Genomic DNA, 23,047 nt, shown 5'->3' on the forward strand with positions numbered 1-23,047 from the left:
TCCGACGTCCGACGGTCCAGCCCAGCGTCTTCTCCCTCGCAGGCCACTGCACCACTTCCGCCGACCGCCCCGTTGCCGTCTGCCGCGCCGCCCTCGGTCACGCCGCCCTCGGTCACACCGTCGTCGGCCACGCCGCCCTCGGTCACACCGTCGTCGCATTACCGGGGGTATTCCGAGTCATCGGTCACGCTCAATGATTCAGGTTCGACCGGGCGTGTTCCGGGAGGCTCGGAAGTGTCGCCGGACGGTCGTAAGCGAAGAAGTTCTTTTCACTTTCCCGGACTGGCTGACAGGGTCCGGGGAGTCGGCCGCCCGGATGTGACGGCGGCGATGGCCGCCGGCCTGCCGGACTGGCTTCGCGCCGACATCGAGCGCCGCTCGTTCGAGAATGCCGAACGTCGGTTCAGTCGGCCGTTCCGGCGGGCCAGGCAGCGTGCACTTCTTTCCGCCCAGGCCTGGGCGGCTGCCGCGGCGGCGTCCCCTGTCGTGGCCGCCGTCGACGGTGAATGGGGCTGGCTCGCGTTCGGAGCTGCGGCTCTTGCCCGCGCCGGGCTGTCCTTTCGTGAATACCGGACGTCTCCGGAGAGCGGACTGCCGGCACCGTCCGTTCCCCCGTTGCGGGCACTGGAGCTCAGGCGGTCGGCGGCGGCGCGGCCACTGCGGCGTGGAGAGGCCGGGCTGGCCGCTGTCGCCGCGTTGCTCTGCTCGGTGGAGGCGCGCCCCGGCACGACCCAGGTCCAGGCCGCGATGGTGACCGCCGCTCGCCTGGTGGACGGGCTGCGGATGACTGCCCGGAGAGTAGTGGCCTGCGAGTCCGCGATGCGGGCGGTGTCGGACCCCGCCCGCCGGGCGGATATCCGGGCGACGTCCGCCCGCCTGCTGGCTGCCATGGAGCAGGCCGCGGACCTGCTCGACGAGCTGCTGACCGCCGCGACGGAGATCGTCGTGACCGTCACCACGCCGACGGCCGAGCTCACCGGGCTCGCCGACGAGGTCGAACGCCTGCGCACCTACGCTGATGGGCTATCCGAACTGCTCGGATTCGCGGGCCCGGGCCGTCCGGCCTGATCCGAAACAATCCTCTCAGCTGTCACCCTGGATTAACGTCCCGCCGGCGCTGGCCGTCGTCATCCGCGGGAGCCTCGCGCCGGTAGTGCCTGACTAGCAGCGACTTTCGCCTTCAGGGGCAGGACGGAAGTCATTCCCTTATCTGCGCAGTGACTTCGCAGTTATTTTATTTCCACCGATCTGGTGTACACCCGGGTTGGCACCAAGGGGTGGGATGTAGGTTTGAAGATGTGACCGGAGTTATGGCGCAGACGCGAGGATTGCCTTAATGTCCCAGATGTCCGATCGGCGATTGTGGCGTCGGCCGACGAAGGGGAGCGTCGTCCACGTTTTCATCGCCGCCGTGCGATGGCCAGACCGGCAGTCCCGGACGTCCGGATGGCATGACGCAGCCAGGCAGGTGGAAGTGCCATGACGCAAATCAATGGGGACGCTATCGAATCCCCGAGCCCGCAGCCTGCCCGGCAGGCACCTGAGGAGACGGCTTCCCTCCCGGCCGTCGACCAGCCGTTCAGCGGCGATCGGTGGTCGCTGGTGTTGCCGCACCGTGAGCGCCTGGTGCACATCGCCCGCCGGCGGCTGCCCAGCACCGCCGACGCGGAGGACTGCGCCCAGGAGGCGCTCGTCCGCGCGGCGGGATTCCGCAACCTCGACAGCCACCGGGTCGGTCAGTTCCTGACCACGACCGTGCTCCGGCTGTGTGTCGACCATCACCGCGCGCGGATGCGTGCGGACCGCGCCATGGCCCGCAGCGTCGCGGCGCCCAGCGACCCCGGCCCCGAGGACTCGACCTGTGACCGCGCGGAGGCGCTCTGGCTGCTTGACCAGACCCGTCGCCTCCGTGGCCGGGAGCGCCAGATCATGATGGCCCGCGCCGCTGGCCGAACCACCCGCCAGGCGGCTGATGATCTGTCGATCAGCGTGAAGGCCGCCGAGGGAGCGTTCACCCGCGGTCGCGCCCGGCTGCTGGCCGCGAGCCGGGTGTGAGCCCCGGCCGGCCGGATCAGTTCTCCGGCCGGCCGGCCAGCAGGCCCGGAAGCGGGCCCGGCTGGCAGGTCGGGCACCATGCGGTGACCCGGCCGTCCTGCCCGCCGGCGTCGAGGGTGACGCCGGCCGGACCCCCGGCGTCAGTCGGGCGCCGGTAGCTGTCCTGCCTGGCGCCTGTGCGCCGGCCCTGGTCACGCCGGACGTCGTTGCGCGGGCCCCGTCCACCGGGCCCGCCCGCACGTCCCGGCGATCCGCGCCCCGGTGAACTCTGGGTGGACCTCCGCTGCTCCAGCCGGCGGACAAGCGTGCCGCAGCGCCGACACGGCCTGCCCGCGCGCCCGTACACCCAATGCTGTTCACCTGGGCGGGCGGACCCGGTGGTTACCTGGTGTCCGCCCCGCGCCCCGGCCGTGACCATCGCCTGGGCGCGGCGGACCAGGCCGGGTAGATCCGTCACCTCGCCGACCGGCGTCCACGGGCTCACCCCGGCGAGGAAGCACGCCTCCGTCCGCCAGATGTTTCCCAGCCCGGCCAGGAGTCGTTGGTCCAGCAGCGCCTCGCCGATCTCGCGCCGCGGGTCCGCCCGCAGGTTGGTGACAGCCCGGTCCAGATCCCAGTCGTCACCGAGGACGTCCGGGCCGAGGTGGCCCACCACCCGCTCCTCCTCGGTGGTCGGCAGCAGCTCGACCACCGGCAGCCGGTAGCCGACCGCCACGTGCTCCGCGGTGGCGAGGACGACCCGGACCTGCCACGCCGGTCCTCCGGCCCAGTGCGAGCCCGGCCGGTACAGGTGCCAGGATCCCTCCATCCGCAGGTGCACGTGCAGGGTGAGCCCGCCCTCGACGCGCAGGAGCAGATGCTTGCCGCGCGACCGGACGGCGCCGACCCGCCGCCCACGCAGATCGGCGGTGGCGAGCGGGGGGACCCGGAAGTCCGTCCGCACCAGGACATGGCCGGCGAGCGCGGCGTCGAGCCGGCGCGCTGTCAGCCAGACCGTGTCACCTTCGGGCATCCTCCGATGGTGCTCCGCCGCCGGCCGGACGTCAGCTTCGGTCAGCTTCCGCCCGGCGCGGCGGGGAACACGCGGGCGGGGGCACGGCGGGCGACCACCGCGCCCAGCACCGCCACGGCCGCCGCCAGCGGGAACACGACTGCGAGGCCGGCGTCCGGCGTGCCGCTCGCCGCCTCGCTGGCCGCGACGGCGACCCCGCCCAGGCCGGTCCCGAACACGGTGCCGAGGTTGTCCGACAAGGTCACCGACGTCGACGCCGTGCCGTGGCGCTCCGGCGGTGTCTCGGCCAGGACCAGCGTGACGATCGGGGAGTAGGACAGGCCGATCCCGAACCCGGCGGCCGCCCAGCAGGCGATGGCGACCCCGAGCGGGACCGGGTCGACCAGCACCAGGGCGAAACCGGCGGTGCCCCCGGCGACGAGGAGCAGACCGAAGCGGATCAGGTCCCGGCCGGGAACCCGGCCGGCCAGGCGGGCCTGCGTCCATGAGCCGCTCGTCCAGGTCACGGTCGCGGCTGTCACGGCCACGCTGGCCATGGTGGTCGACTCGTCCCGGACCGCGGTGACGGCGAGCGGGACGAAGGTGTCGGCGCCGAAGAACGCGAAGGTCAGGAGTCCGCGAGCGGCGACCGCCGCGGCGAGGCCGCGGCGCGCCCGCAGGGTGCCCTCGGGCAGCAGGGTTCGCAGCGGGCGGTAGGCGAGACAGGCCCCGGCCGCGATCGCCGCCAGCCCGAACGGGGACCGGCTGGTCAGGCCCGCCAGCATCAGGCCGGCGCCGACGCTGACGCGCAGCGCGGCGACGAGCCGCCCGGCGGCGGCACCGACGTCCACGGTGGTCGGTGGCCCGAGCCGGGCCAGCGCCCGCACTGTCAGCGCTCCGGACACCAGGACCAGCGGCACCAGGCCCCCGAAGACCCAGCGCCACCCGGCGTGCTCCGCCACGAGCGCGGCCGCCACCGGGCCGATCAGCCCGGGAACGACCCAGGCGGTGGATGTCACGGCGAACATCCGCGGCCGCTGCGACTCCGGGTAGGCCCGGCCGATCGTCGCGTAGAGCACGGCGGGCACGGCGCCGCCGCCGAGCCCCTGCAGGATCCGGCCGGCCACCAGGACTTCCATCGACGGGGACACCGCGGCTACCGCGAGACCCGCGCCGAACAGCGACAGCCCGACGGTGAACGGGCGGACTGCTCCGACCCGGTCCGTCTCCGCGCCGGCGATCACCACGCCGAGCAGCAGGCCCAGGAAGAACCCGCTGGTGGTCCAGCCGTACAGAGACAGCCCGGACAGGTCCTCCGCGACGTCGGGCAGCACGGTGATGACAGCCATCGCCTCGAACGCGATCAGCGTCACGGTGCTGACGAGCCCGACAGTGAGCCCGCGCAGCCGCGGGTCCCACGGCGTCGCCTCGCGGGCGTCTCCGGACGGCGTCGGCTCCTGGTTCACCCGCGCAGCCGCAGGCCGCGCGGGGTGGGGTGGAAGCCGGCCCGTTCGAGTGCCGCGCCGAGCGTGCTGCCGACCACCGCGGCCCCGTCAGCCTTCTCGACCGCGAGCCGGCCCAGCGAGCCTGCGCGGACCGCGTCGGCCAGTGCACCGACGGCCGGCCCGAGCAGGGCGGGCGAGTCCGTCCAGGACAACAGCGTTCGGCCGCCGCGCTCCACATAGAGCACCAGTTCGCCGTCGACCAGAACGACGAGCGCGCCCGCCTTGCGGCCGGCCCGGTGACCGGCCCCACCGGCGGCCCTACCGGCCCCACTGCCGCCCCCACCGGCCCCGTTGCTCGCGTTGGCCTCGCTGCTCGGACCGGCCCCGCTGGCCGCACCGTCTCTGCCGACCCCACCGGACTCTGCCTGGCGCGCGGGCCAGGGCAGGGCGGCTCCGTACGGGTTCGCGGGATCAGCGGCCGCCATCACGATGGCGCCGCTGCCGGCCGGGGCGCCGGCCCCGCCGCCGCCCCGGCCGCGGGCTCCACCCCCGAGAACGTCTCCGACCTCGATGCCGGCGGGGCCACCGCCGTTCCGAGCGGCGGCCAGGCGCAGGGCGGCGGCGTGGCCCGAGCCCGCCGGCACCGTGCCCGCCGCACCCGCGGGGGTGAGACCGGTGACTGTGCCGCTCGGCCCCGCCGCCCCGTACCCGACGTTCGGGTCGGCGGCCCAGGCGGGCTGGTCGGCGGCGTCGCGCTGCGCGCCGGCGATCGCGCGGAGACGGTCCACCGCGCCGGGGACGGCGAACTGCGCGGCGCCCAGCGATTCGACGAAGTAGCCGCGGCGGCAGCGCCCCGCCTGCTCGAAGGCGGACAGCACCCGGTAGACGGCGGCGAACCCGCCGGGGGTGCGTTCGGCGGCGACGGCGCCGCGGGTGACGATGCCGTGCCGGTCGAGCAGTGCCTCGGCCAGCGCATGCGCGCGGCGGGTGGGGTCGGTCTCCCGCTCCGGCAGCAGTGACCAGCGGCCGCCGACGGTCGGCGGACCGGTCCGGCGCGGCATTGCGGGCCGGCCGCGGCCGTAGCGTGCCGCCCGGCTCCGCGGGGCGCGCCGAGCGGTGGAATGCGCCGGATGCCCGGCGCCGAGCTGGAGGCGCAGTGCGGCGAGGGTGTCGTTGGTGATCAGGCCGGCCCACACCAGATCCCACAGCGCGTTCGCGAGGACGGTGTCGTCGAGGCCACCGGTCCGGTCAGCCAGCGTCCGGAAGAAGAAGGCCTGCCCGTCGCCGAGAGCATCCAGGATCTCCCGGTGCACCGGGCTGGCGGCCGCCTCGAGATCCGGCGGCGGGAGCAGATCCTCGGCGGCATCGGCCAGGACGAGGGTGACCCAGCCGTCGTTGCCGGGCAGCCCGCCGGCGCCGGCCCACAGCACCTCACCGGTGGAGCACAGCTCATCGAGCATCGCCGGCGCGTAGTCACCGACCCGTGCCGGGAGCACGAGCTGCTCCAGCGCGCTGGCGGGCACGAGCGCCCCCTGCAGCTGCTCGACGGCCCGCAGCACGCCGTCCACCCCCCGGCCGAGACCGCCGGTGACCGACTGCCAGACCGGCAGGAACGCCCCCATCGCCCGGACGGGAACAGCCTCGACCTCCTTGCGCAGCGCCGCCAGGCTGCGCCGACGCAGCGCCCGCAGCACGCCGGCGTCGCACCACTGCTCGCCCGCCCGGTCCGGGTGCAGCTCGCCGCGCACCAGCCGGCCGTCGGCGGTGAGCCGCTCGAGCACGCCGGTGGCCACGGCGATCCCGAGCCCGAACCGACCGGCGATGTCCTCGGACTCGAACGGCCCGTGTGTGCGCGCGTACCGGGAGACGAGGTCGCCGAGCGGGTCGCGGACCGGCTCGGTGAACGCCGCCGGCACCCCTACCGGGAGGGGAACTCCGAGCGCGTCCCGAAGCCGACCGGCGTCCTCGACCGGCACCCAGCGTTCCGCTCCGGCGATGCGGACCCGGATCACCCGGCCGGCCCGCTCCAGCTCCTCCAGCCAGGGCACCGTGGCACCGCGCGCCAGCGCCTCCTCGGTGCTGAGATCGCCGAGCGCCCGGAGCAGGTCGGCGGTGGTCTCCGCGTCCCGTGCATGCCGCTCCGGGGCCAGCCGCTGCAGCTCCGCTGTGATCCGCTCCAGGGACCGCGGGTCAATGAGCTCCCGCAGCTCGGTCTCGCCGAGCAGCTCGGCGAGCAACGAGCTGTCCAGCGAGAGGACCTGGGCGCGCCGTTCGGCCAGTGGCGCGTCCCCGTCGTACATGAACGCGGCCACGTAGCCGAACAGCAGCGACGAGGCGAACGGGGACGGCGCGGTCGTCTCCACCTCGACGACCCGCAGCGACCGGGCACCGACGTCGCGCATCAGGCCGACCAGGGCGGGGACGTCGTAGACGTCCTGCAGGCATTCGCGCATCGTCTCCAGCACGACGGGGAAGTCGCCGAACGTCGAGGCGACGGACAGCAGGTGCGCGCTGCGCTGACGCTGCTGCCACAGCGGCGTGCGCCGCCCGGGGGTGCGGCGGGGAAGCAGCAACGACCGGCTGGCGCACTCCCGGAAGCGGCTGGCGAACAGCGCGCTGCCGCCGACCTCCGCCCGGACGAGAGCCTCGATCTCCTCCGGCTCGAAGACGACCAGCTCCGCCCGCGGCGGCTCGGCTGCGTCCGGAACCCGGGCGACGACCCCGTCGTCGGTGTGCATGACCTGCACCTCGGAGCCGTACCGCTCGCGTAGCCGGGCGCTGATCGCCAGCGCCCACGGCGCGTTCACCGGTGCGCCGAAGGGGGAGTGGACCGCCAGCCGCCAGTCGCCGAGCTCGTCGCGGAACCGCTCGACGACCAGGTGCCGATCGTCGGACAGGTGGCCGGCGGCGGCCCGCTGTTCCTCCAGGTAGCTCAGCAGGTTGCTGGTGGCCCACGCGTCCAGCCCCGCCGCGCCGACGCGGGCCGCCGCGTCGACGGGACCCAGCGTCGACAGCTCCCGCAGGAAGGCCCCCAGTGCCCGGCCCAGCTCGGCGGGCCGCCCGGGGGCGTCGCCGTGCCAGAAGGGCAGCCGGCCGGGCCGGCCGGGCGCGGGGGTGACGAGCACCCGGTCCGGGGTGATCTCCTCGATCCGCCAGCTGGACGAGCCGAGGAGCACGACGTCACCGACCCGCGACTCGTAGACCATCTCCTCGTCGAGCTCGCCGACCCGGCTGGCCTTCTCCCCGAGCAGGAAGACCCCGAACATCCCCCGGTCGGGGATGGTTCCGCCGCTGGTGACGGCCAGCCGCTGTGCGCCCGGCCGGCCGGCGAGCACACCGGTGGCCCGGTCCCAGGTGATGCGGGGCCGCAGCTCGGCGAAGTCGTCCGACGGGTAGCGCCCGGCAAGCATGTCCAGCACGGCCTCGTAGGCCGAGCCGGGCAGGCCCGCGAACGGGGCCGCCCTGCGCAGCAGCGCGCCCAGCTCGTCGACCTCACGGTCCTCCATCGCGACGATCGCCACGATCTGCTGGGCCAGCACGTCCAACGGGTTGCGCGGGTAGTGCACCGCCTCGATCTGCGCCGCGCTCATCCGTTCGGCCACGACCGCGCACTCCACCAGGTCCGAGCGGTGCTTGGGCAGGACCACACCCCGGCTGGCAGCACCGACCTGGTGGCCGGCCCGGCCGATCCGCTGCATGCCGGCCGCGACGCTGGGCGGGGACTCGATCTGCACCACCAGATCGACCGCGCCCATGTCGATGCCCAGTTCCAGACTGGACGTCGCCACCACGGCAGGCAGGCGGCCGGACTTGAGCTCCTCCTCGATCAGCGCTCGCTGCTCGCGGCTCACGCTGCCGTGGTGGGCGCGGGCGACCTCCACCACGGCCGGGGGCGCGGCCGAGCCGGCCTGGCCCATCAGGGCCGCCGGAGCTGTCACCGCCCCGGCCGCCCCGGCCGCTGGACGGACCTGGCCGGCCGCCTCGCCCGCACCCGTGTTCACACCCGAATCCGTACCGGCCAGCTCGGCCGCCAGGGCGAGACGGTCCGCGTACAGCTCGTTCAGCCGGGCGCACAACCGCTCGGCGAGCCGTCGCGAGTTCGCGAAGACGATCGTGGAGGAGTGGTCGAGGATCAGGTCCAGCACCCGCTCCTCGACCGCCGGCCAGATCGACGCGCGCGGCCCCGCGGCCGCCGCCGGACCCTCGGGGACGCTCTCGGCCTGCTCACCGAGGCTCGCCATGTCCTCGACGGGGACGACCACCTCGATCTGGAGGGTCTTGGCCGACGGTGGCCGGATGACGGTGACCGGCCGCGCCCCACCGAGGAAGCGGGCGATCTCCTCGACCGGCCGCACCGTCGCCGACAGCCCGACCCGCTGCGCGGGAGCGTCCAGCAGGTCGTCGAGGCGCTCCAGGCTGAGGGCGAGGTGCGCCCCGCGCTTGGTGCCGGCAACGGCGTGCACCTCGTCGACGATCACGGTCTGCACGCCCCGCAGTGCCTCCCGTGCGGCACTGGTCAGGATCAGGAACAGTGATTCCGGGGTGGTGATCAGGATGTCCGGCGGGGTGCGGCCGAACGCGCGGCGTTCGGCGGCAGGGGTGTCGCCGGACCGGACACCGACGGACACGTCCGGGACGGGCTGGCCGATCCGGGCCGCGGCGGCGCGGATACCGGCCAGTGGCGCCCGGAGATTGCGCTCGACGTCGACCGCGAGCGCCTTGAGCGGGCTCACGTACAGCACGCGGCAACGGCGGGTCGGGTCGGCCGGCGGGCCGGAGCGGGCCAGCCCGTCGAGTGACCAGAGGAAGGCCGCGAGCGTCTTGCCGGACCCGGTCGGCGCCACGACCAGAGCACTGCCGCCCCCGGAGACGGCGGCCCACGCCTCGGCCTGCGCCGGCGTCGGCGCCGCGAACGAGGACGCGAACCACTCCCTGGTGGGGGCCGAGAAGGCTGCGAGCGGGTCCGATGCGGTCACGCCGACCAGTCTGCGTGGTCCCACCGACACAAACCTCGCACCGCCTACCGCACCACCATCCGGTGGCACGCTCACCGCCGGGGGTGGACGTGCCGCGACCTGCGAGGCCACGTGCGACGGCGGGGCCCGATCACCGGCGCCGACGACCGGCGCCGCACACAGGGCCGTGGCTGGCGGCGTGCACACTGGTCCGGTGCGACTGACGGAGTTCTGGGCGAACATGAACAGCCAGTTCGGTACCGCGTACGCCGACTCGCTCGCCCGCGACCACGTGATCGCCGGTCTGGGCGGGGCGACGGTGGAGGCCGCCCTGCGCCGCGGCGACGATGCCAAGGCGGTGTGGCATGCCGTCTGCGACGAGTTCGGCGTGCCCGCGCGCGACCGCTGAGAGCCGGCCGGAACCTTCCGTTGCCAGAAGATGACTTCTGGTGGCGGATGCTGTCGGGGTGGTCGTGGTGCGCCAGGTCGGCTGGTGCGGAGTGTGGTGGAACCACCCGATCGGGTGGGCCGTGGTGTGTCGCCGAGGACTCGAACGGATGTTCGGCTACTGTTGTCCACATGCGCTCCGATGTCCACAGAACCGACCCGGCTCTCGAAACTGTCGGACCCACCCCCTAGCGTCGGATCGTGGCCAAGACTCGACGACCTCAGCATGGAGTAACTCCAATGGTTGGACCCGACCGTGAGAAGGCGTTGGAGAACGCCCTTGCGCAGATCGACAAGCAGTTCGGTAAGGGCTCGGTCATGCGCCTGGGTGACGACACCAGGCCGCCGGTCCAGGCGATCCCGACCGGATCAATCGCTCTTGATGTCGCGCTCGGTATCGGAGGCCTTCCGCGCGGGCGTGTCGTCGAGATCTACGGGCCCGAGTCGTCGGGAAAGACGACGGTTGCCCTGCACGCCGTGGCGAACGCGCAGGCGGCCGGCGGCATCGCGGCCTTCATCGACGCGGAGCACGCCCTTGATCCCGATTACGCGGGGAAGCTGGGTGTCGACACCGACGCGCTGCTGGTTTCCCAGCCCGACACGGGCGAGCAGGCGCTGGAGATCGCCGACATGCTGATCCGCTCCGGCGCGCTGGACATCATCGTCGTCGACTCGGTCGCGGCCCTGGTGCCGCGTGCCGAGATCGAGGGGGAGATGGGTGACAGCCACGTGGGCCTGCAGGCCCGGCTGATGTCCCAGGCGCTGCGGAAGCTCACCGGAGCGCTCGCGAACTCGGGCACCACCGCGATCTTCATCAACCAGCTCCGCGAGAAGGTCGGCGTGATGTTCGGGTCGCCGGAGACGACCACCGGTGGAAAGGCGCTGAAGTTCTACGCCTCGGTCCGTCTTGATGTTCGTCGCATCGAGACGCTGAAGGACGGAACCGAGGCGGTCGGTAACCGCACCCGGGTGAAGGTGGTCAAGAACAAGATGGCGCCGCCTTTCCGGACAGCCGAGTTCGACATTGTCTACGGCGGCGGTATCAGCCGTGAGGGTTCGCTCATTGATATGGGCGTCGAGCACGGGATCATCCGCAAGTCCGGTGCCTGGTACACCTACGACGGAGACCAGCTCGGCCAGGGCAAGGAGAACGCGCGCTCGTTCCTGCGCGACAACCCGGATCTGGCCAACGAGGTCGAGAAGAGGATCAAGGAGAAGCTGGGCATGGTCCCGACGCTCGACGCGGATGCCCCTGCCCCTGTCCCGGTCGATCTCTGACCGGGCGCGCCGTGTCCGGCCCCGAGTCGAGTCCGCCGTCACACGCCCACGGAGCGTCCGCGGCGGCCAGGGCGATACCCGCGCGGGAGAACCGCCCGGCACGGCGCGGAGTAGCCGGTGACGCCGACCCGCTGGAAGCGGCGCGGGAGATCTGCCTGCACCAGCTGGCGGCCCGGCAGCGCAGCCGGGCCGAGCTTGAAACCGTGCTTCGGCGCCGCGGTGTCGCCGAGGAGATCGCCGAGCAGGTGCTCGATCGCCTGACGGAAGTCGGGCTGGTCGACGATGAGGCCTTCGCTGCCGCTTTCGTCTCGTCGGCCCGGGCCGGGCGCGGCTTGGGGCGTCGGGCACTCGCCGGCGAGCTGCGGCGGCGAGGAGTGGATCCCGAGGCGTCGGAGATCGCGCTGGCTGCCGTCGGCGCGGAGGACGAGGAGGCCACTGCGCGGTCGCTGGTGGCGCGGCGGCTGCGTGCGACGGAGGGACTGCCCGCACCGGTACGGGTCCGTCGGCTGGTCGCCCTGCTCACCCGAAAGGGCTACTCGCTCGACCTCGCGATGCGGGTGGTGACCGAGGCCGTGCCGACCGAGGACGAGGAGGCCGATGCTGGTCTGGATGACGACGCATACGACCTGCGCTAGGCCGGGCTGTGTCCGAGCCGGGCCCGGCAGCGTCGACGAAAGCGCGAGTGCCAGCCGGTCGTCCGGTGCCTGTGGTTCGCTCACGTTTTTCTTGACCGAATGAAAGCGGCAGACCTACCCTTTCCCCAAAGGTGCGAGGACTCCTGCTCGTAAGCGGTCCAGATAGCTGGCACAACTTCACATCAGGGCGAGCGTTCCTTCGGGCGCCGGTGGTCGCGCGCCCTTCCTGCCTGGATTTTCGGCCGGGTGGGTACTGCTGGCGACCCTGGTTTTGGGTGTCGTCGGTGCGTGTAGTTCGTCCAGCGGTTGGTCCGGTCCCGCGCCCCACGCCTGTCCTGGCAGGCACAGACGGAAGCGGGAGGAGCAACCGTGGGTGCCGCCCTCATAACGCTTCTCGTGCTGCTCCTTCTCGCTGTCGGTGGCCTCACGCTGGTTCTGCTACGCCTGGTGCGGGCCGGTGGCCTCGGTGTGATCAGCGCGGATGCGGGGGCCGTCGCCCGCCAGGCACACGTACCGGATGCCCCGAGCGCGGCCACGGATGTGGGCGCCGAGGCAGTGCTCGATCCACCTCGACCTCCGGTCGCTGCGGGCGGCACCCCGCCAGGCAGCCTGCAGGCGGCGGGCCCGCCGCCGAACAACGAGGGGCCGGATCCCGCTGACGCAGCTCAGCTGCTGGAAGGGCCCCCGGCAGGACAGGACGGGCCGCCGGGCACCATCACCGAGCCAGCAGAGCGCATCACCTCGGTTCCCGGCGTACCGGCGGATGCAGCGGCCGGCGATGCAGTGACCGGCGATGCAGTGGCCGGCGATGCAGCGGCCGGCGATGAAGCGGCCGGCGATGCAGCGGCCGGCGATGCAGCGGCCGGCGATGCGGTCGCTGACGGGGCAGGCCCGGTCACCGCGACAGCCGCAGATCAGGATGGAACTGCTGGCGCGGAGGCGGAGCCGTCGCCGGAGAGCGGAGCGGCGGCACCGGGCGTCGAGGTGAGCGAGTCGTCCGACGGTGTGCCGGCGGACGGGGTCGAGCCGGCCATCCGGCCGCCCGACCCGTCCATGGCAGGTGCGGGCACTGCTGTGATCGTGGATGGCCGCGCAGCGCAGGCGAGCCGATCCGAGCTTGCCGAGATCTCCGCCCGGCTCGCCGAGCTGCGGCGACAGGCGCGTGAGGCCGAGGAGGACACCGAACGGGCCCGCCGTCGGGCTGACCAGGACGCCGCCGAACAGGCCGCGAGGGTCGACCGGGAGGCCGCGCAGATCCGTCGGCACGCGCAGGAGGCCGCCGAGGCCATCCGGGCCCGGGCCGTCGCGGACGCCGAGCTGCGGGCCTCGAAGGCGGAGGCGGAGGCGCGTGAGGCGGTGCGGGCCGAGAGGGAGCAGGTCCGCGCCGAGCTCGCCGAGAACCTCCGGACCGAGCGGGCGGAGCTGCGGAGCTGGGACAGCCGTCTCGCCCAGCGCGAGCAGCGACTCGCTGACCAGACCACGTCCGTCGAGGAGCGGATCCACCGACTGGAGACCCGTGAGGGGGAGCTCGCCGCTCGCGAGGCGGGGCTCGACGCACGGGACTCCGATCTGGCCGGGTTGGAGACGCACTGGCGGCGGGAGCTGGAGCGGGCTGCCGGCATGACCGCGGCGGAGGCACGGAGCGAGCTGGTCAAGGTGGTCGAGGACTCGGCCAGGCTCGACGCCGCGGTCCGGGTCCGGGACATCGAGACCCGCGCCGAGGAGGAGGCGGAGGAGCGGGCCCGCCGGATCGTCACCCTTGCCATCCAACGGGTCGCGTCCGAGCAGACCGCCGAGTCGGTCGTGTCGGTGCTGCACCTGCCGAGCGACGAGATGAAGGGCCGGATCATCGGGCGCGAAGGGCGCAACATCCGGGCCTTCGAGTCCGTCACGGGTGTCAACGTGCTCATCGACGACACCCCGGAGGCCGTGCTGCTGAGCTGTTTCGACCCGGTGCGCCGGGAGACGGCGCGCATCACGCTGGCGGCGCTGGTGTCGGACGGGCGCATCCATCCGCACCGGATCGAGGAGGAGTACGCCCGGGCCGAACGCGAGGTTCTCGCGAAGTGCGTGCGGGCCGGCGAGGACGCCCTCATCGACGTCGGCATCGCCGAGATGCACCCCGAGCTGATCACGCTGCTCGGGCGGCTGCGCTACCGCACGAGCTACGGGCAGAACGTTCTCGCGCACCTGGTGGAGAGCGCGCATCTGGCCGGCATCATGGCCGCCGAGCTGCGGCTGCCGCCGGCGATCGCGAAACGTGGCACCCTCCTGCACGATCTCGGCAAGGCGCTGACCCACGAGGTCGAGGGCTCGCACGCGATCGTCGGCGCGGAGATCGCCCGCCGGTACGGCGAGCATGAGGACGTCGTCCATGCCATCGAGGCGCATCACAACGAGGTTGAGCCGCGTTCGATCGGCGCTGTGCTGACCCAGGCCGCGGACCAGATCTCCGGGGGACGGCCCGGGGCGCGCCGTGACAGCCTGGAGTCGTACGTCAAGCGCCTGGAACGTATCGAGCAGATCGCGGGGGAGCGCCCCGGTGTCGAGAAGGTCTTCGCGATGCAGGCCGGTCGCGAGGTGCGGGTGATGGTGGTGCCCGAGCAGGTCGATGACGTGGCGGCCCACATGCTCGCCCGCGACGTGGCCCGGCAGATCGAGGACGAGCTCACCTATCCGGGTCAGATCAGAGTGACCGTCGTCCGCGAGACCCGCGCCATCGGGCTGGCCCGCTGACGGTGGCGGAACCAGGGGCAGCTCCCCACCCGGAGCTGTCCCCGTCTTCGGAGCTGCTTCCGGCCTGTGGCGACCGCCAGGACCGGGCTGATGGTGTCAGGGCACCAGCTCGGCGGGGGTGTCTCCCACGGAGGTGTCCCCCGGAGTGCGCGCGGGACCGTCCGCGCGGGCGGACTGCCGCCGCTCCAGCCAGCGTGCGATGAGCGACAGCGTCCCGTTGACGATGATGTAGATGACGGCCAGGGTGGTGTAGATCGGGAGCGCGTACCGGCCTCCCAGGAACTCGACGGCGGAGCGGCCCTGCCGGAGCAGCTCGGTGTAGCCGATGACGAAGCCGAGCGACGTGTCCTTCAGCAGGGTGACGAGCTGGCTGACCAGGGTGGGGCTCATCCGCCGCACGGCCTGCGGGAACTGGATCAGGGTGAAGATCTGGGTGCCGCGCAGGCCGAGGGCCTCCGCCGCCTCGGTCTGGCCCCGGTCGATGGAGAGGATCCCGGCGCGGAAGATCTCGCTGAGCACAGCCCCGTTGTAGGCCGTGAGCCCGATGACGAGGGCCCAGAACGCGGTCAGGTTCACGCCGAGCTCGGGCAGGCCGAGGTAGGCGAAGAAGATCAGCATCAGCAGCGGCAGACCGCGTAGTACCTCGACCACCGTGGTGGCCGGGCCGCGGACGAACCGCCGACGGGACAGCCGGGCGAACGCGAGCGCCGTTCCCACTGCGACCGCGAGCACCATCCCGGTGGCGGCTGCCCGGAGGGTGTCGAGCAGGCCCTCCCAGAGCAGCGTCCGCAGGTCGGGCTCATCGGCGAAGACCTGCCACAGCTCGGGGTCGAGCTGGCCCTTGTCCGCGAGGCGCAGCATCGCGAGCACGACGAGTGCGATCAGCAGGGCCGCTGCCACCAGGCTGGCGATCAGGATGCGCCGCCGGCCGCGTGGGCCCGGCGGGTCAGCCAGGACGAGGCTCATCGGGGTACCGCCGCCAGTCGCCGCTCGGCGAGGCCGACCCCCGCCGCCAGGGAGAGCGTCAGGATCAGGTAGCAGACGATGCCGGCCAGCAGGACGGCGATGACGTCGCTGGGGTTGGCCGTGGTCAGGCCCTGGCTCACACCGGTCAGCTCCTGTACGCCGAAGGCCGCCGCGATCGAGGTGTTGCGGATCAGCGCGCTTCCCACACTCCCCAGCGGCTGGATCACGTTGCGGAAGGCCTGCGGCAGAATGACCAGCCGCAGCGTCTGGGGGAAGGTCAGGCCCAGCGCACGGGCGGCCTCGGCCTGGCCAGCGTCGACCCCGTTCACACCGGCACGTACGGCCTCACAGACGAATGCCGTGTGGTAAACCGCCAGCGCCACCACCGCGAAGGTGAAATAGCTGAAGACGATGTCGATCTGCGGCAGTACGAAGACGACAAAGAAGAACACAACGGTCAGCGGAGTGTTGCGCACAATCTCGACGTACGTCGCCCCTGCCCAGCGCAGCGGCGGGACCGGGCTCACCCGCATGGTCGCGAGGAGGCTCCCGAGCAGCAGCGCCGCGACGGCGGCGAACAGACTCAGCAGGAGGGTCCGCACGAAACCCTCACGGAACACGTCGAGATTGTCGAGGACGGCGTCGATGAGGGACCACCCACCGGTCGGGGACGGCACCCGGCCCGCCGCCCGGGCGGGTCAGGCACGGGCGGCGGACCACGGTGCGTCAGGACTGCCTGCTGGAGATCAGGAGGCGCGGCTGCGGATCAGGAGGTGTAGTTGTCGACCGCCGGCGGCGTGGGCATCTCCGGCTCGACCGCACCGATCGTGGACTCGTAGGCCTTCTCGTACCGGCCGTCGCTGTAGGCCGCCGTGAGGGTCTCGTTGATGAAGGCGCGGAACTCGTCGTCGTCCTTGGCGATGCCGATGCCGTAGGGCTCCGTGCTGAAGGGCTCACCGACGAGCTTGAAGGTGTCCGGGTCGGAGTCCATCAGACCGAGCAGGATCGCGTTGTCCGTCGTGACCGCGTCCACCTGGCCGCTCTTCAGGGCCTCGGCGCACTTGCTGTAGACGTCGAACAGCGTGAGCTCGGCCTGCGGCGCCTCAGTGCGAATCCGCTCCGCCGGCGTCGAGCCGCTCACCGAGCAGACGCGCTTGCCGGCGAGCGTGTCCTTGCCGGTGATCGCCGTCTCGTCCGCCCTCACCATCAGCGTCTGACCGGCCACGTAGTACGGCCCGGCGAAGTCGATGACCTCCTTGCGCTTGTCGTTGATGGTGTACGTCGCGACCACCATGTCGACCCTGCCCTGCTGGATGAAGGGCTCCCGGTTGGCCGAGACCGTCTCGACGAACTCCACCCTGTCCTCGGGGATGCCGAGCGCGTTGGTGATGATCTTCGCGACCTCGACGTCGAAGCCCTCGGGCTCGCCACGCAGGTTGCGCAGGCCGAACAAGGGCTGGTCGAACTTGGTGCCGACGGTGATCGACCCGGCCGACTGGAGCTCGGCCATGGTGCTGCCCGCGGGGAACGTCGTCGCGGCGGCGCCGGCAGGTGCTGCCTCGGCGTCGCTGTCGTCGTCTCCACAGGCCGCGAGGGCCAGGGACGCGACCAGCGTCGCGGTGAGGGCGAGAGCCACCCGGCTCTGCCGCCGGCGGGAGGCCGCGGCCGGGGCCGGGGCGGTGGGTGCCGTTCGTTGTCTGGTGCGGGTGAACGGCATGCGCATGAGGAATCCCCTCCAGAAGGTGGACTGACGTCAGAACTCAGGTATCTGATTGCGTGGTCTCGGTGCGCCCCGGACGGCCCCCGCCCGACAACCCTAATGCCCGACCGCTACTGGCCAGGAGCAGACCGGGACCGTCCTTCTCCGGGTTTTCGCGGGTGGCGCGACACGCTCCGCGCGGATCCGGCACGGGCTCTCACCAGGGCGCCCTTCGGTGGCCGTCACCGCCGGGGTTCCCTCAATGCGTCAGGACCTTCGCGAGAAACTCGGCCGCGCGTTCACTTTTCGGTGCCGCGAAAAAGGTGTCGGGAGGCGCCACCTCCACCAGCCGCCCGTCCGCCATGAAGACGACGCGGTCGGCCGCCGAACGGGCGAATCCCATCTCGTGGGTGACGACGATCATCGTCATGCCGGACGCGGCGAGCGACCGCATGACATCGAGCACCTCCTGGATCATCTCCGGATCCAGCGCGGAGGTCGGCTCGTCGAAGAGCATCAGCTTCGGCTCCATCGCGAGCGCCCGGGCGATGGCCGCCCGCTGCTGCTGACCGCCGGAGAGCTGGCGCGGCAGCCGGTCAGCCTTGTCCGCGATCCCGACCCGCTCCAGCAGCGCCCGAGCACGGGTCTCGGCCTCGGCGCGGCGAACGCCGAGGACCTTGCGCGGGCCGAGAGTCACATTGTCCAACACGGTTCGATGCGCGAAAAGGTTGAACGACTGGAACACCATGCCGACCTGGGCTCGCATGCGGGCCAGCTCCCGGCCCTCGGCCGGCAGCGGACGGCCGTCGAACGTGATGCGGCCCTCGTCGACGGTCTCGAGGCGGTTGACGCATCTGCACAGCGTCGACTTGCCGGAACCGGACGGGCCGATGACGCACACCACCTCACCCGGCGCCACGGCGAGGTTGATGTCATGCAGGACGCGGTTCTTCCCGAAGGATTTTCCGACCCCCTCCAGGGTCACGAGCGCCATCGTGCACTCCCGGCGCACCGGTCCGGTGCGAAGAGTGCGGAGGGACGGCTGTCGCGCAGCCGGTGGTGCACGGCCCCGAGGGGTTCATGCGATCGCAGCGTGGTCGCGAGCATTTGAGAACTTTACGTCTGGTCATCCGCATTGGCTATGTTCTGCGGCACTACTGCCAGTCAGGCAACAGTGCATACCACGCCCCGGACGGGGTACGAACTTCCCTTCGCGTCGGCCCGGGCGGCCTTCGGCCCGCTCGCCCTGCGGCCACGGCCGGCCACCCTCGGCCGCCGTCGGCGTCGGGCATCGGTCTGCTGGTCACCGGCTCCGAGGCCATCGTCGCGCACTCGGCGGCGTACAGGCCCGACCGAACGCTCCGGCGCGTCGAACGGCAGTCGGGCGCGGGCCGTAGGCTGGACCGGTGAGTGGCCGTAGCTATCAGGTCCGGACGTTCGGCTGTCAGATGAACGTCCATGACTCCGAACGACTTGCCGGCCTCCTCGAGTCCGCCGGGTACGTTCCGGCCGCGGAGGGGTCCGACGCCGACATCGTCGTGTTCAACACCTGCGCGGTCCGTGAGAACGCAGACAACCGGCTGTACGGAAACCTGGGGCACCTGTACCCGGCGAAGAAGAAGAATCCCGCGATGCAGATCGCGGTCGGCGGGTGCCTGGCGCAGAAGGACCGCTCGGTCATCCGGGACCGTGCGCCCTGGGTCGACGTCGTGTTCGGCACCCACAACCTGCACCGGCTGCCGGTCCTGCTGGAGCGGGCCCGGCACAACGCCGCCGCCCAGGTGGAGATCGCCGAGGCGCTCGAGGTCTTCCCGAGCAGCCTGCCGGCCCGCCGGTCGAGCCAGCATTCGGCCTGGGTCAGCATCAGCGTCGGCTGCGACAACACCTGCACCTTCTGCATCGTGCCGAGCCTGCGCGGCGGCGAGCGCGACCGTCGCCCGGGCGACGTGCTTGCCGAGGTCGAGGCCCTGGTGGCCGAAGGCGCGCTGGAGATCACGCTGCTGGGCCAGAACGTGAACTCCTACGGCCGCTCGCTCGGCGACCCCGGGGCGTTCGCCCGGCTGCTGCGCGCCTGTGGCCGCGTCGAGGGGCTGGAGCGGGTGCGCTTCACCTCTCCGCATCCACGTGACTTCACCGACGACGTCATCGAGGCGATGGCGCTGACGCCGAACGTGTGCCCACAGCTGCACATGCCGCTGCAGTCGGGGTCGGATGCCGTGCTGCGCCGGATGCGGCGCAGCTACCGCCGCGACCGTTTTCTCGGCATCGTCGAACGGGTCCGGGCCGCGATGCCGGATGCGGCGATCACCACCGACATCATCGTGGGTTTCCCGGGCGAGACGGAGGCGGACTTCGCCGACACCCTCGACCTCGTCCGCACTGCGCGCTTCGCCGGCGCCTTCACCTTCAAGTACTCCCCGCGGCCCGGAACGCCGGCCGCCGAGATGGACGGCGAGGTCGACCCCGCCGTCGTCTCGGAGCGCTATGAGCGTCTCGCCGCCCTGCAGGACGAGATGTCGTGGGCGGGTAACCGCGCGCAGGTCGGGCGGCGGGTCGAGATCCTCGTCTCCGAGGGTGAGGGGCGGAAGGACTCCGAGACCGGCCGACTGTCCGGCCGTGCGCGGGACGGGCGGCTCGTGCACCTGCTGGTGACCGGTCCGCACGCCGAGGACGGCGTCGTCCGCCCCGGGGACGTCATCGAGACCGTGGTGACCAGGGGTGCACCGCATCACCTCACCGCCGACGGCCCGTTGCTCTCCCACCGGAGGACGAGGGCCGGCGACGCCTGGGCGGCCGCCCGGTCCCGTGGCGCTGCGGGCGACCGAACCACGGGCGACGGCACTGCGGTCGACGGCACTGCGGTCGACGGCACTGCGGGTGAGGGCGCCGCGGGTGACGGCACCGCGGGCGCGGCGGGCGGCGCGGGGCGCCCGGCGGTGGCCCTCGGCATGCCGACGATGCGGCCGAGCAGCCCAGCCTCCCGGTGACCCTGATCGCGGCGGCTGTCTGCCCGCATCCACCACTGCTGGTGCCTGAGGTCGCCGGCGTCGACCCGATCGAAGCCCGCGATCACGCCGTGTCGGCGGTGAGCCGGCTGTGTGCGCTCGGCCCGGACCGGATCGTGCTCGTCGGTGACGACGTCCGCGATGCCGTCTACGACGAGACCTCGACCGGATCACTCGCCGGCTTCGGTGTCGATCTCACCATCCCGCTCGGCGAGCCCGCGCCGCCGATCCCGGGGGCCGCGACAGGCGGGGCGGGCGGCGGGTGCCGGATGCTGCCGCTCTCACTGACCGTCGGGGCCTGGCTGCTGCATGAGGTGGGATGGGCCGGCGCCCGGGCGGCCCGCGGTGTGCCCGCGACGACCACTCCGCAGGCCGCTGCCGCGCTCGGCGCCCACCTCGTCGCGGCCGCGGAGGCGGACGGGTCCCGGCTGGCGCTCCTGGTCATGGGCGATGCCAGCGCCCGGCGGACGGTCCGGGCACCGGGGAGCCTCGACCCACGGGCCGCGGCCCACGACGCGGCCGTCGCCGCCGCGCTCGCCGGGGTGGACACCGACGCGCTGCTGGCGCTCGATCCGGAGCTGGCACGGGACCTGCTCGCGCCTGGGCGGGCGTCCTGGCAGGTCCTGGCCGGTGCGGTCCGCCGCGCGACCGCCGCCGCTCCGGCCGGCGAGGAGGCCCGCCCCGTGGACGCGGCTCTGGTAGACGCGGTTCCGGTAGACGCGGCTCCGGCGGGCCCAGCCGCCGGGTGGGTGAGCCGGGTCCACTACGACGATGCTCCGTTCGGCGTCGGCTACCTGGTGGTCGGCTGGGAACGTGCGGGCGGTGCGGGCTCGGCCGAGCAGGGAGGACGACCTCCCGCGGGGAGTGGGCGGTGACCGCGCGCCGCGGGCCGGTCGTCGCCGTCGTGGGGCCGACGGGGGCCGGCAAGAGCGACTGGGCGGTCGAGATCGCACTGGACCTCGGCGGCGAGATCGTCAACGCCGACTCGATGCAGCTCTACCGGGGGATGGACATCGGAACGGCCAAGATCCCCGAGGGGGAGCGTCGCGGCGTCCCGCACCATCTTCTCGACATCTGGGACGTGACCCACCCGGCCGACGTCGCCAGCTACCAGGCTGACGCGCGCGCCACCGTTGACCGCCTGCTTGCGGCGGGCCGGGTCCCGGTCATCGTCGGGGGCTCCGGTCTGTACGTGCGGGCCGTCCTGGACGATCTCTCGTTCCCCGGCACGGACCCGGTGGTGCGGGCGCGGCTGGAGCAGGAGCTGGCCGAGGTGGGGCCGGGCCCGCTGCACGACCGGCTGGCCGCGCTGGTGCCGGCCGCGGCGGCGGCGATCCTGCCGAGCAACGGGCGGCGCGTCGTGCGTGCCCTGGAAGTGGTGGAGCTGACCGGCACCTTCGTGGCGACCCTGCCGGAGCACCGGTCGGTGTACGACGTCGTCCAGGTCGCCCTGGACCGCCCGGATCTCGACGAGCGGATCGCCCACCGGGTCGAGGTCATGTGGCAGGCGGGGCTTGTGGAGGAGGTCGAGGGGCTGGTCTCGCGCGGTCTGCGGGACGGTCGGACGGCATCGCGGGCCCTCGGGTACGCGCAGGTCCTGGCCGTGCTGGACGGCGCAATGGATTCCATGGCCGAGGCCAAACAGGCCACAACAAGCGCTACCAGGCGTTTCGCCCGTCGGCAAAGGTCCTGGTTCCGGCGTGATCCGCGGATATCCTGGTTCGCGTCTCCGGACCTCGCCGCTGTGCGACGTCTGGTGAGTTCACTCTGACGTGTGGCCGGCCTCGTGCCGCGGGAGCTTGGCTGATCGGTCCCCGGGTCCCCCCGGGTCTCCTGGCTCGGCGCCCGGCCCGTCCCGGCGTCTGGGGAGTCCGCTGTGACCGCGCTCGACCTTGCGATGGTTCCCGCGCTGTACGCCTCGTTCGACGACGGCACGCTGCGGCTGCACTACCAGCCCGACGTGGACCTGCGTAACGGCTCGGTGCCCGGTATGCGGGCGCATCCCCGCTGGGCGCATCCTGATCTCGGCCTGCTCGGCCCCGCGGACTTCATGTCCGTCGCCAGTGCCGCGGGGCTCGTCGGCCAGGTGCACCAGTGGGTGCTGCGGATGGCGGTGATCGAGGCACGTACCTGGCACCGGATGGCCGCAGGCACCGCGGTGCGCCCGCCGAGGCTGTGGGTGCGGGTGGAGAGCGGCCAGCTGGACCGGCCCGACTTCGTCAGCGAGATCGAGCGGCTGGTGATCGGGCGTTCGCTTCCGCCCGGCGCGGTCGGCCTGCAGTTCACCGAGGACACCCTGGCCTTCGCTCCACCCGGTCTGCCTCGGCTGCTCGGCCAGCTGCGGGCGATGGGGGTCGCGGTGGGCGTCGACTCCTTCGGCACCTGGTACGGGTCGCTGTCGACCCTCGACCAGCTCCCGCTGGACCTGGTCCGGATCGACGGGCGGTTCCTGCGCGCGACGATCCGCGACCTGGAGGGCCAGTCCGCCTTCGCGGCCATGGTGGGGATCGCGCACCGGCGGCGCATGGTCGTGGTCGCCGAGGGCGTGGACACGGCGGGGCTGGCGGCCGCCGTCGACCGGATGGACTGCGACCGGGTCTCCGGGCCGCTGTTCTGCCCGCCGGTACCGGTGGAGGAAGCTCGGCTGATCGCGCTCGGCCGGGGGCGGCCGGACCGCTGGTACAAGCCGTCCGCCGAGTCCTGGGGGCACGGCGGCCCGCGCTCGGCCGACGGTCCCGGCGGATCGCCGCACGACCCGCTGAACGGACGTCCGGCCGGTTACGGACAGGGCGCCCGCCCGCGGGCAGCGGCTGCAGGTGCGGGCGTCTGACGCCG

General features: G+C 72.8%; 17 protein-coding genes. 10 read left to right on the forward strand and 7 right to left on the reverse strand.

Going from position 1 to position 23,047, the window contains the following annotated elements; genetic code table 11:
* Positions 1-330 precede the first annotated feature (330 nt).
* The gene (gene pspM, locus AB1460_RS11335; RefSeq protein WP_368960928.1) at positions 331-1,068 is read left to right on the forward strand and encodes a phage shock envelope stress response protein PspM; all 738 of its coding nucleotides are present in this window, start codon (positions 331-333) and stop codon (positions 1,066-1,068) included.
* 411 nt (positions 1,069-1,479) lie between these two features.
* A complete protein-coding gene (locus AB1460_RS11340) occupies positions 1,480-2,055 on the forward strand; it encodes an RNA polymerase sigma factor (RefSeq protein WP_018640678.1) in 576 nt (191 codons plus the stop codon).
* Positions 2,056-2,071: 16 nt separating this feature from the next.
* Here AB1460_RS11340 and AB1460_RS11345 read toward each other — a convergent pair whose 3' ends face one another.
* From AB1460_RS11345 to AB1460_RS11355, 3 genes are read right to left on the reverse strand one after another with little or no spacing between them, the layout of a single operon-like run.
* Complete coding sequence (locus AB1460_RS11345; RefSeq protein WP_368960930.1) at positions 2,072-3,067, reverse strand: DNA-formamidopyrimidine glycosylase family protein; 996 nt, start codon at positions 3,065-3,067, stop codon at positions 2,072-2,074.
* 41 nt (positions 3,068-3,108) lie between these two features.
* On the reverse strand, positions 3,109-4,512 hold the full coding sequence (locus tag AB1460_RS11350; RefSeq protein WP_368960932.1) for an MFS transporter: 1,404 nt from the start codon (positions 4,510-4,512) through the stop codon (positions 3,109-3,111).
* Positions 4,509-9,497 carry an ATP-dependent helicase gene (locus tag AB1460_RS11355; RefSeq protein WP_368960934.1) on the reverse strand — a complete coding sequence of 1,663 codons (4,989 nt, stop codon included), beginning with the start codon at positions 9,495-9,497 and terminating at the stop codon, positions 4,509-4,511. The genes AB1460_RS11350 and AB1460_RS11355 overlap by 4 nt, the downstream gene beginning before the upstream one ends.
* Positions 9,498-9,660: 163 nt before the next feature.
* Between AB1460_RS11355 and AB1460_RS11360 the strand changes: the two genes are divergently transcribed.
* The 4 genes from AB1460_RS11360 to rny all read left to right on the forward strand — a co-directional run bounded on the left by AB1460_RS11360 (position 9,661) and on the right by rny (position 14,542).
* A complete protein-coding gene (locus tag AB1460_RS11360) occupies positions 9,661-9,855 on the forward strand; it encodes a DUF3046 domain-containing protein (RefSeq protein WP_420497259.1) in 195 nt (64 codons plus the stop codon).
* A 278-nt stretch (positions 9,856-10,133) separates the two neighbouring features.
* Positions 10,134-11,171, forward strand: a complete 1,038-nt coding sequence (gene recA, locus AB1460_RS11365; protein WP_368960938.1) for a recombinase RecA — start codon at positions 10,134-10,136, stop codon at positions 11,169-11,171.
* An 11-nt stretch (positions 11,172-11,182) separates the two neighbouring features.
* Positions 11,183-11,806 carry a recombination regulator RecX gene (recX, locus tag AB1460_RS11370; RefSeq protein ID WP_420497253.1) on the forward strand — a complete coding sequence of 208 codons (624 nt, stop codon included), beginning with the start codon at positions 11,183-11,185 and terminating at the stop codon, positions 11,804-11,806.
* A 369-nt stretch (positions 11,807-12,175) separates the two neighbouring features.
* Positions 12,176-14,542 (forward strand): ribonuclease Y, encoded by a 2,367-nt coding sequence (gene rny / locus AB1460_RS11375; RefSeq protein WP_420497254.1) that lies wholly within the window; start codon positions 12,176-12,178, stop codon positions 14,540-14,542.
* A 96-nt stretch (positions 14,543-14,638) separates the two neighbouring features.
* Here the strand turns inward: rny and AB1460_RS11380 are convergent, their stop codons facing one another.
* The 4 genes from AB1460_RS11380 to AB1460_RS11395 all read right to left on the reverse strand — a co-directional run bounded on the left by AB1460_RS11380 (position 14,639) and on the right by AB1460_RS11395 (position 18,201).
* Positions 14,639-15,508 (reverse strand): amino acid ABC transporter permease, encoded by an 870-nt coding sequence (locus AB1460_RS11380; RefSeq protein ID WP_368960940.1) that lies wholly within the window; start codon positions 15,506-15,508, stop codon positions 14,639-14,641.
* A complete protein-coding gene (locus tag AB1460_RS11385; RefSeq protein ID WP_368960942.1) occupies positions 15,505-16,185 on the reverse strand; it encodes an amino acid ABC transporter permease in 681 nt (226 codons plus the stop codon). Before AB1460_RS11385 ends, AB1460_RS11380 begins: the two co-directional genes overlap by 4 nt.
* Before the next feature lie 89 nt (positions 16,186-16,274).
* Entirely contained in the window at positions 16,275-17,231 is a 957-nt protein-coding gene (locus tag AB1460_RS11390) for a glutamate ABC transporter substrate-binding protein (protein WP_368960944.1), read from the reverse strand.
* A 235-nt stretch (positions 17,232-17,466) separates the two neighbouring features.
* Positions 17,467-18,201, reverse strand: coding sequence for an amino acid ABC transporter ATP-binding protein (locus AB1460_RS11395; protein WP_368960946.1), 735 nt, complete (start codon positions 18,199-18,201; stop codon positions 17,467-17,469).
* Positions 18,202-18,655: 454 nt separating this feature from the next.
* Here AB1460_RS11395 and miaB point away from each other — a divergent pair, with 454 nt between their 5' ends.
* From miaB to AB1460_RS11415, 4 genes are all read left to right on the forward strand, one after another.
* A complete protein-coding gene (miaB, locus tag AB1460_RS11400) occupies positions 18,656-20,194 on the forward strand; it encodes a tRNA (N6-isopentenyl adenosine(37)-C2)-methylthiotransferase MiaB (RefSeq protein ID WP_420497255.1) in 1,539 nt (512 codons plus the stop codon).
* The gene (locus tag AB1460_RS11405) at positions 20,191-21,087 is read left to right on the forward strand and encodes a hypothetical protein (protein WP_368960950.1); all 897 of its coding nucleotides are present in this window, start codon (positions 20,191-20,193) and stop codon (positions 21,085-21,087) included. The genes miaB and AB1460_RS11405 overlap by 4 nt, the downstream gene beginning before the upstream one ends.
* Entirely contained in the window at positions 21,084-21,983 is a 900-nt protein-coding gene (miaA, locus tag AB1460_RS11410; RefSeq protein ID WP_368960952.1) for a tRNA (adenosine(37)-N6)-dimethylallyltransferase MiaA, read from the forward strand. The genes AB1460_RS11405 and miaA overlap by 4 nt, the downstream gene beginning before the upstream one ends.
* Before the next feature lie 105 nt (positions 21,984-22,088).
* A complete protein-coding gene (locus tag AB1460_RS11415; protein WP_368960954.1) occupies positions 22,089-23,042 on the forward strand; it encodes an EAL domain-containing protein in 954 nt (317 codons plus the stop codon).
* Positions 23,043-23,047 lie beyond the last annotated feature (5 nt).

This window comes from Parafrankia sp. FMc2, assembly GCF_041008525.1.
In the GTDB taxonomy this organism is placed as follows: domain Bacteria; phylum Actinomycetota; class Actinomycetes; order Frankiales; family Frankiaceae; genus Parafrankia.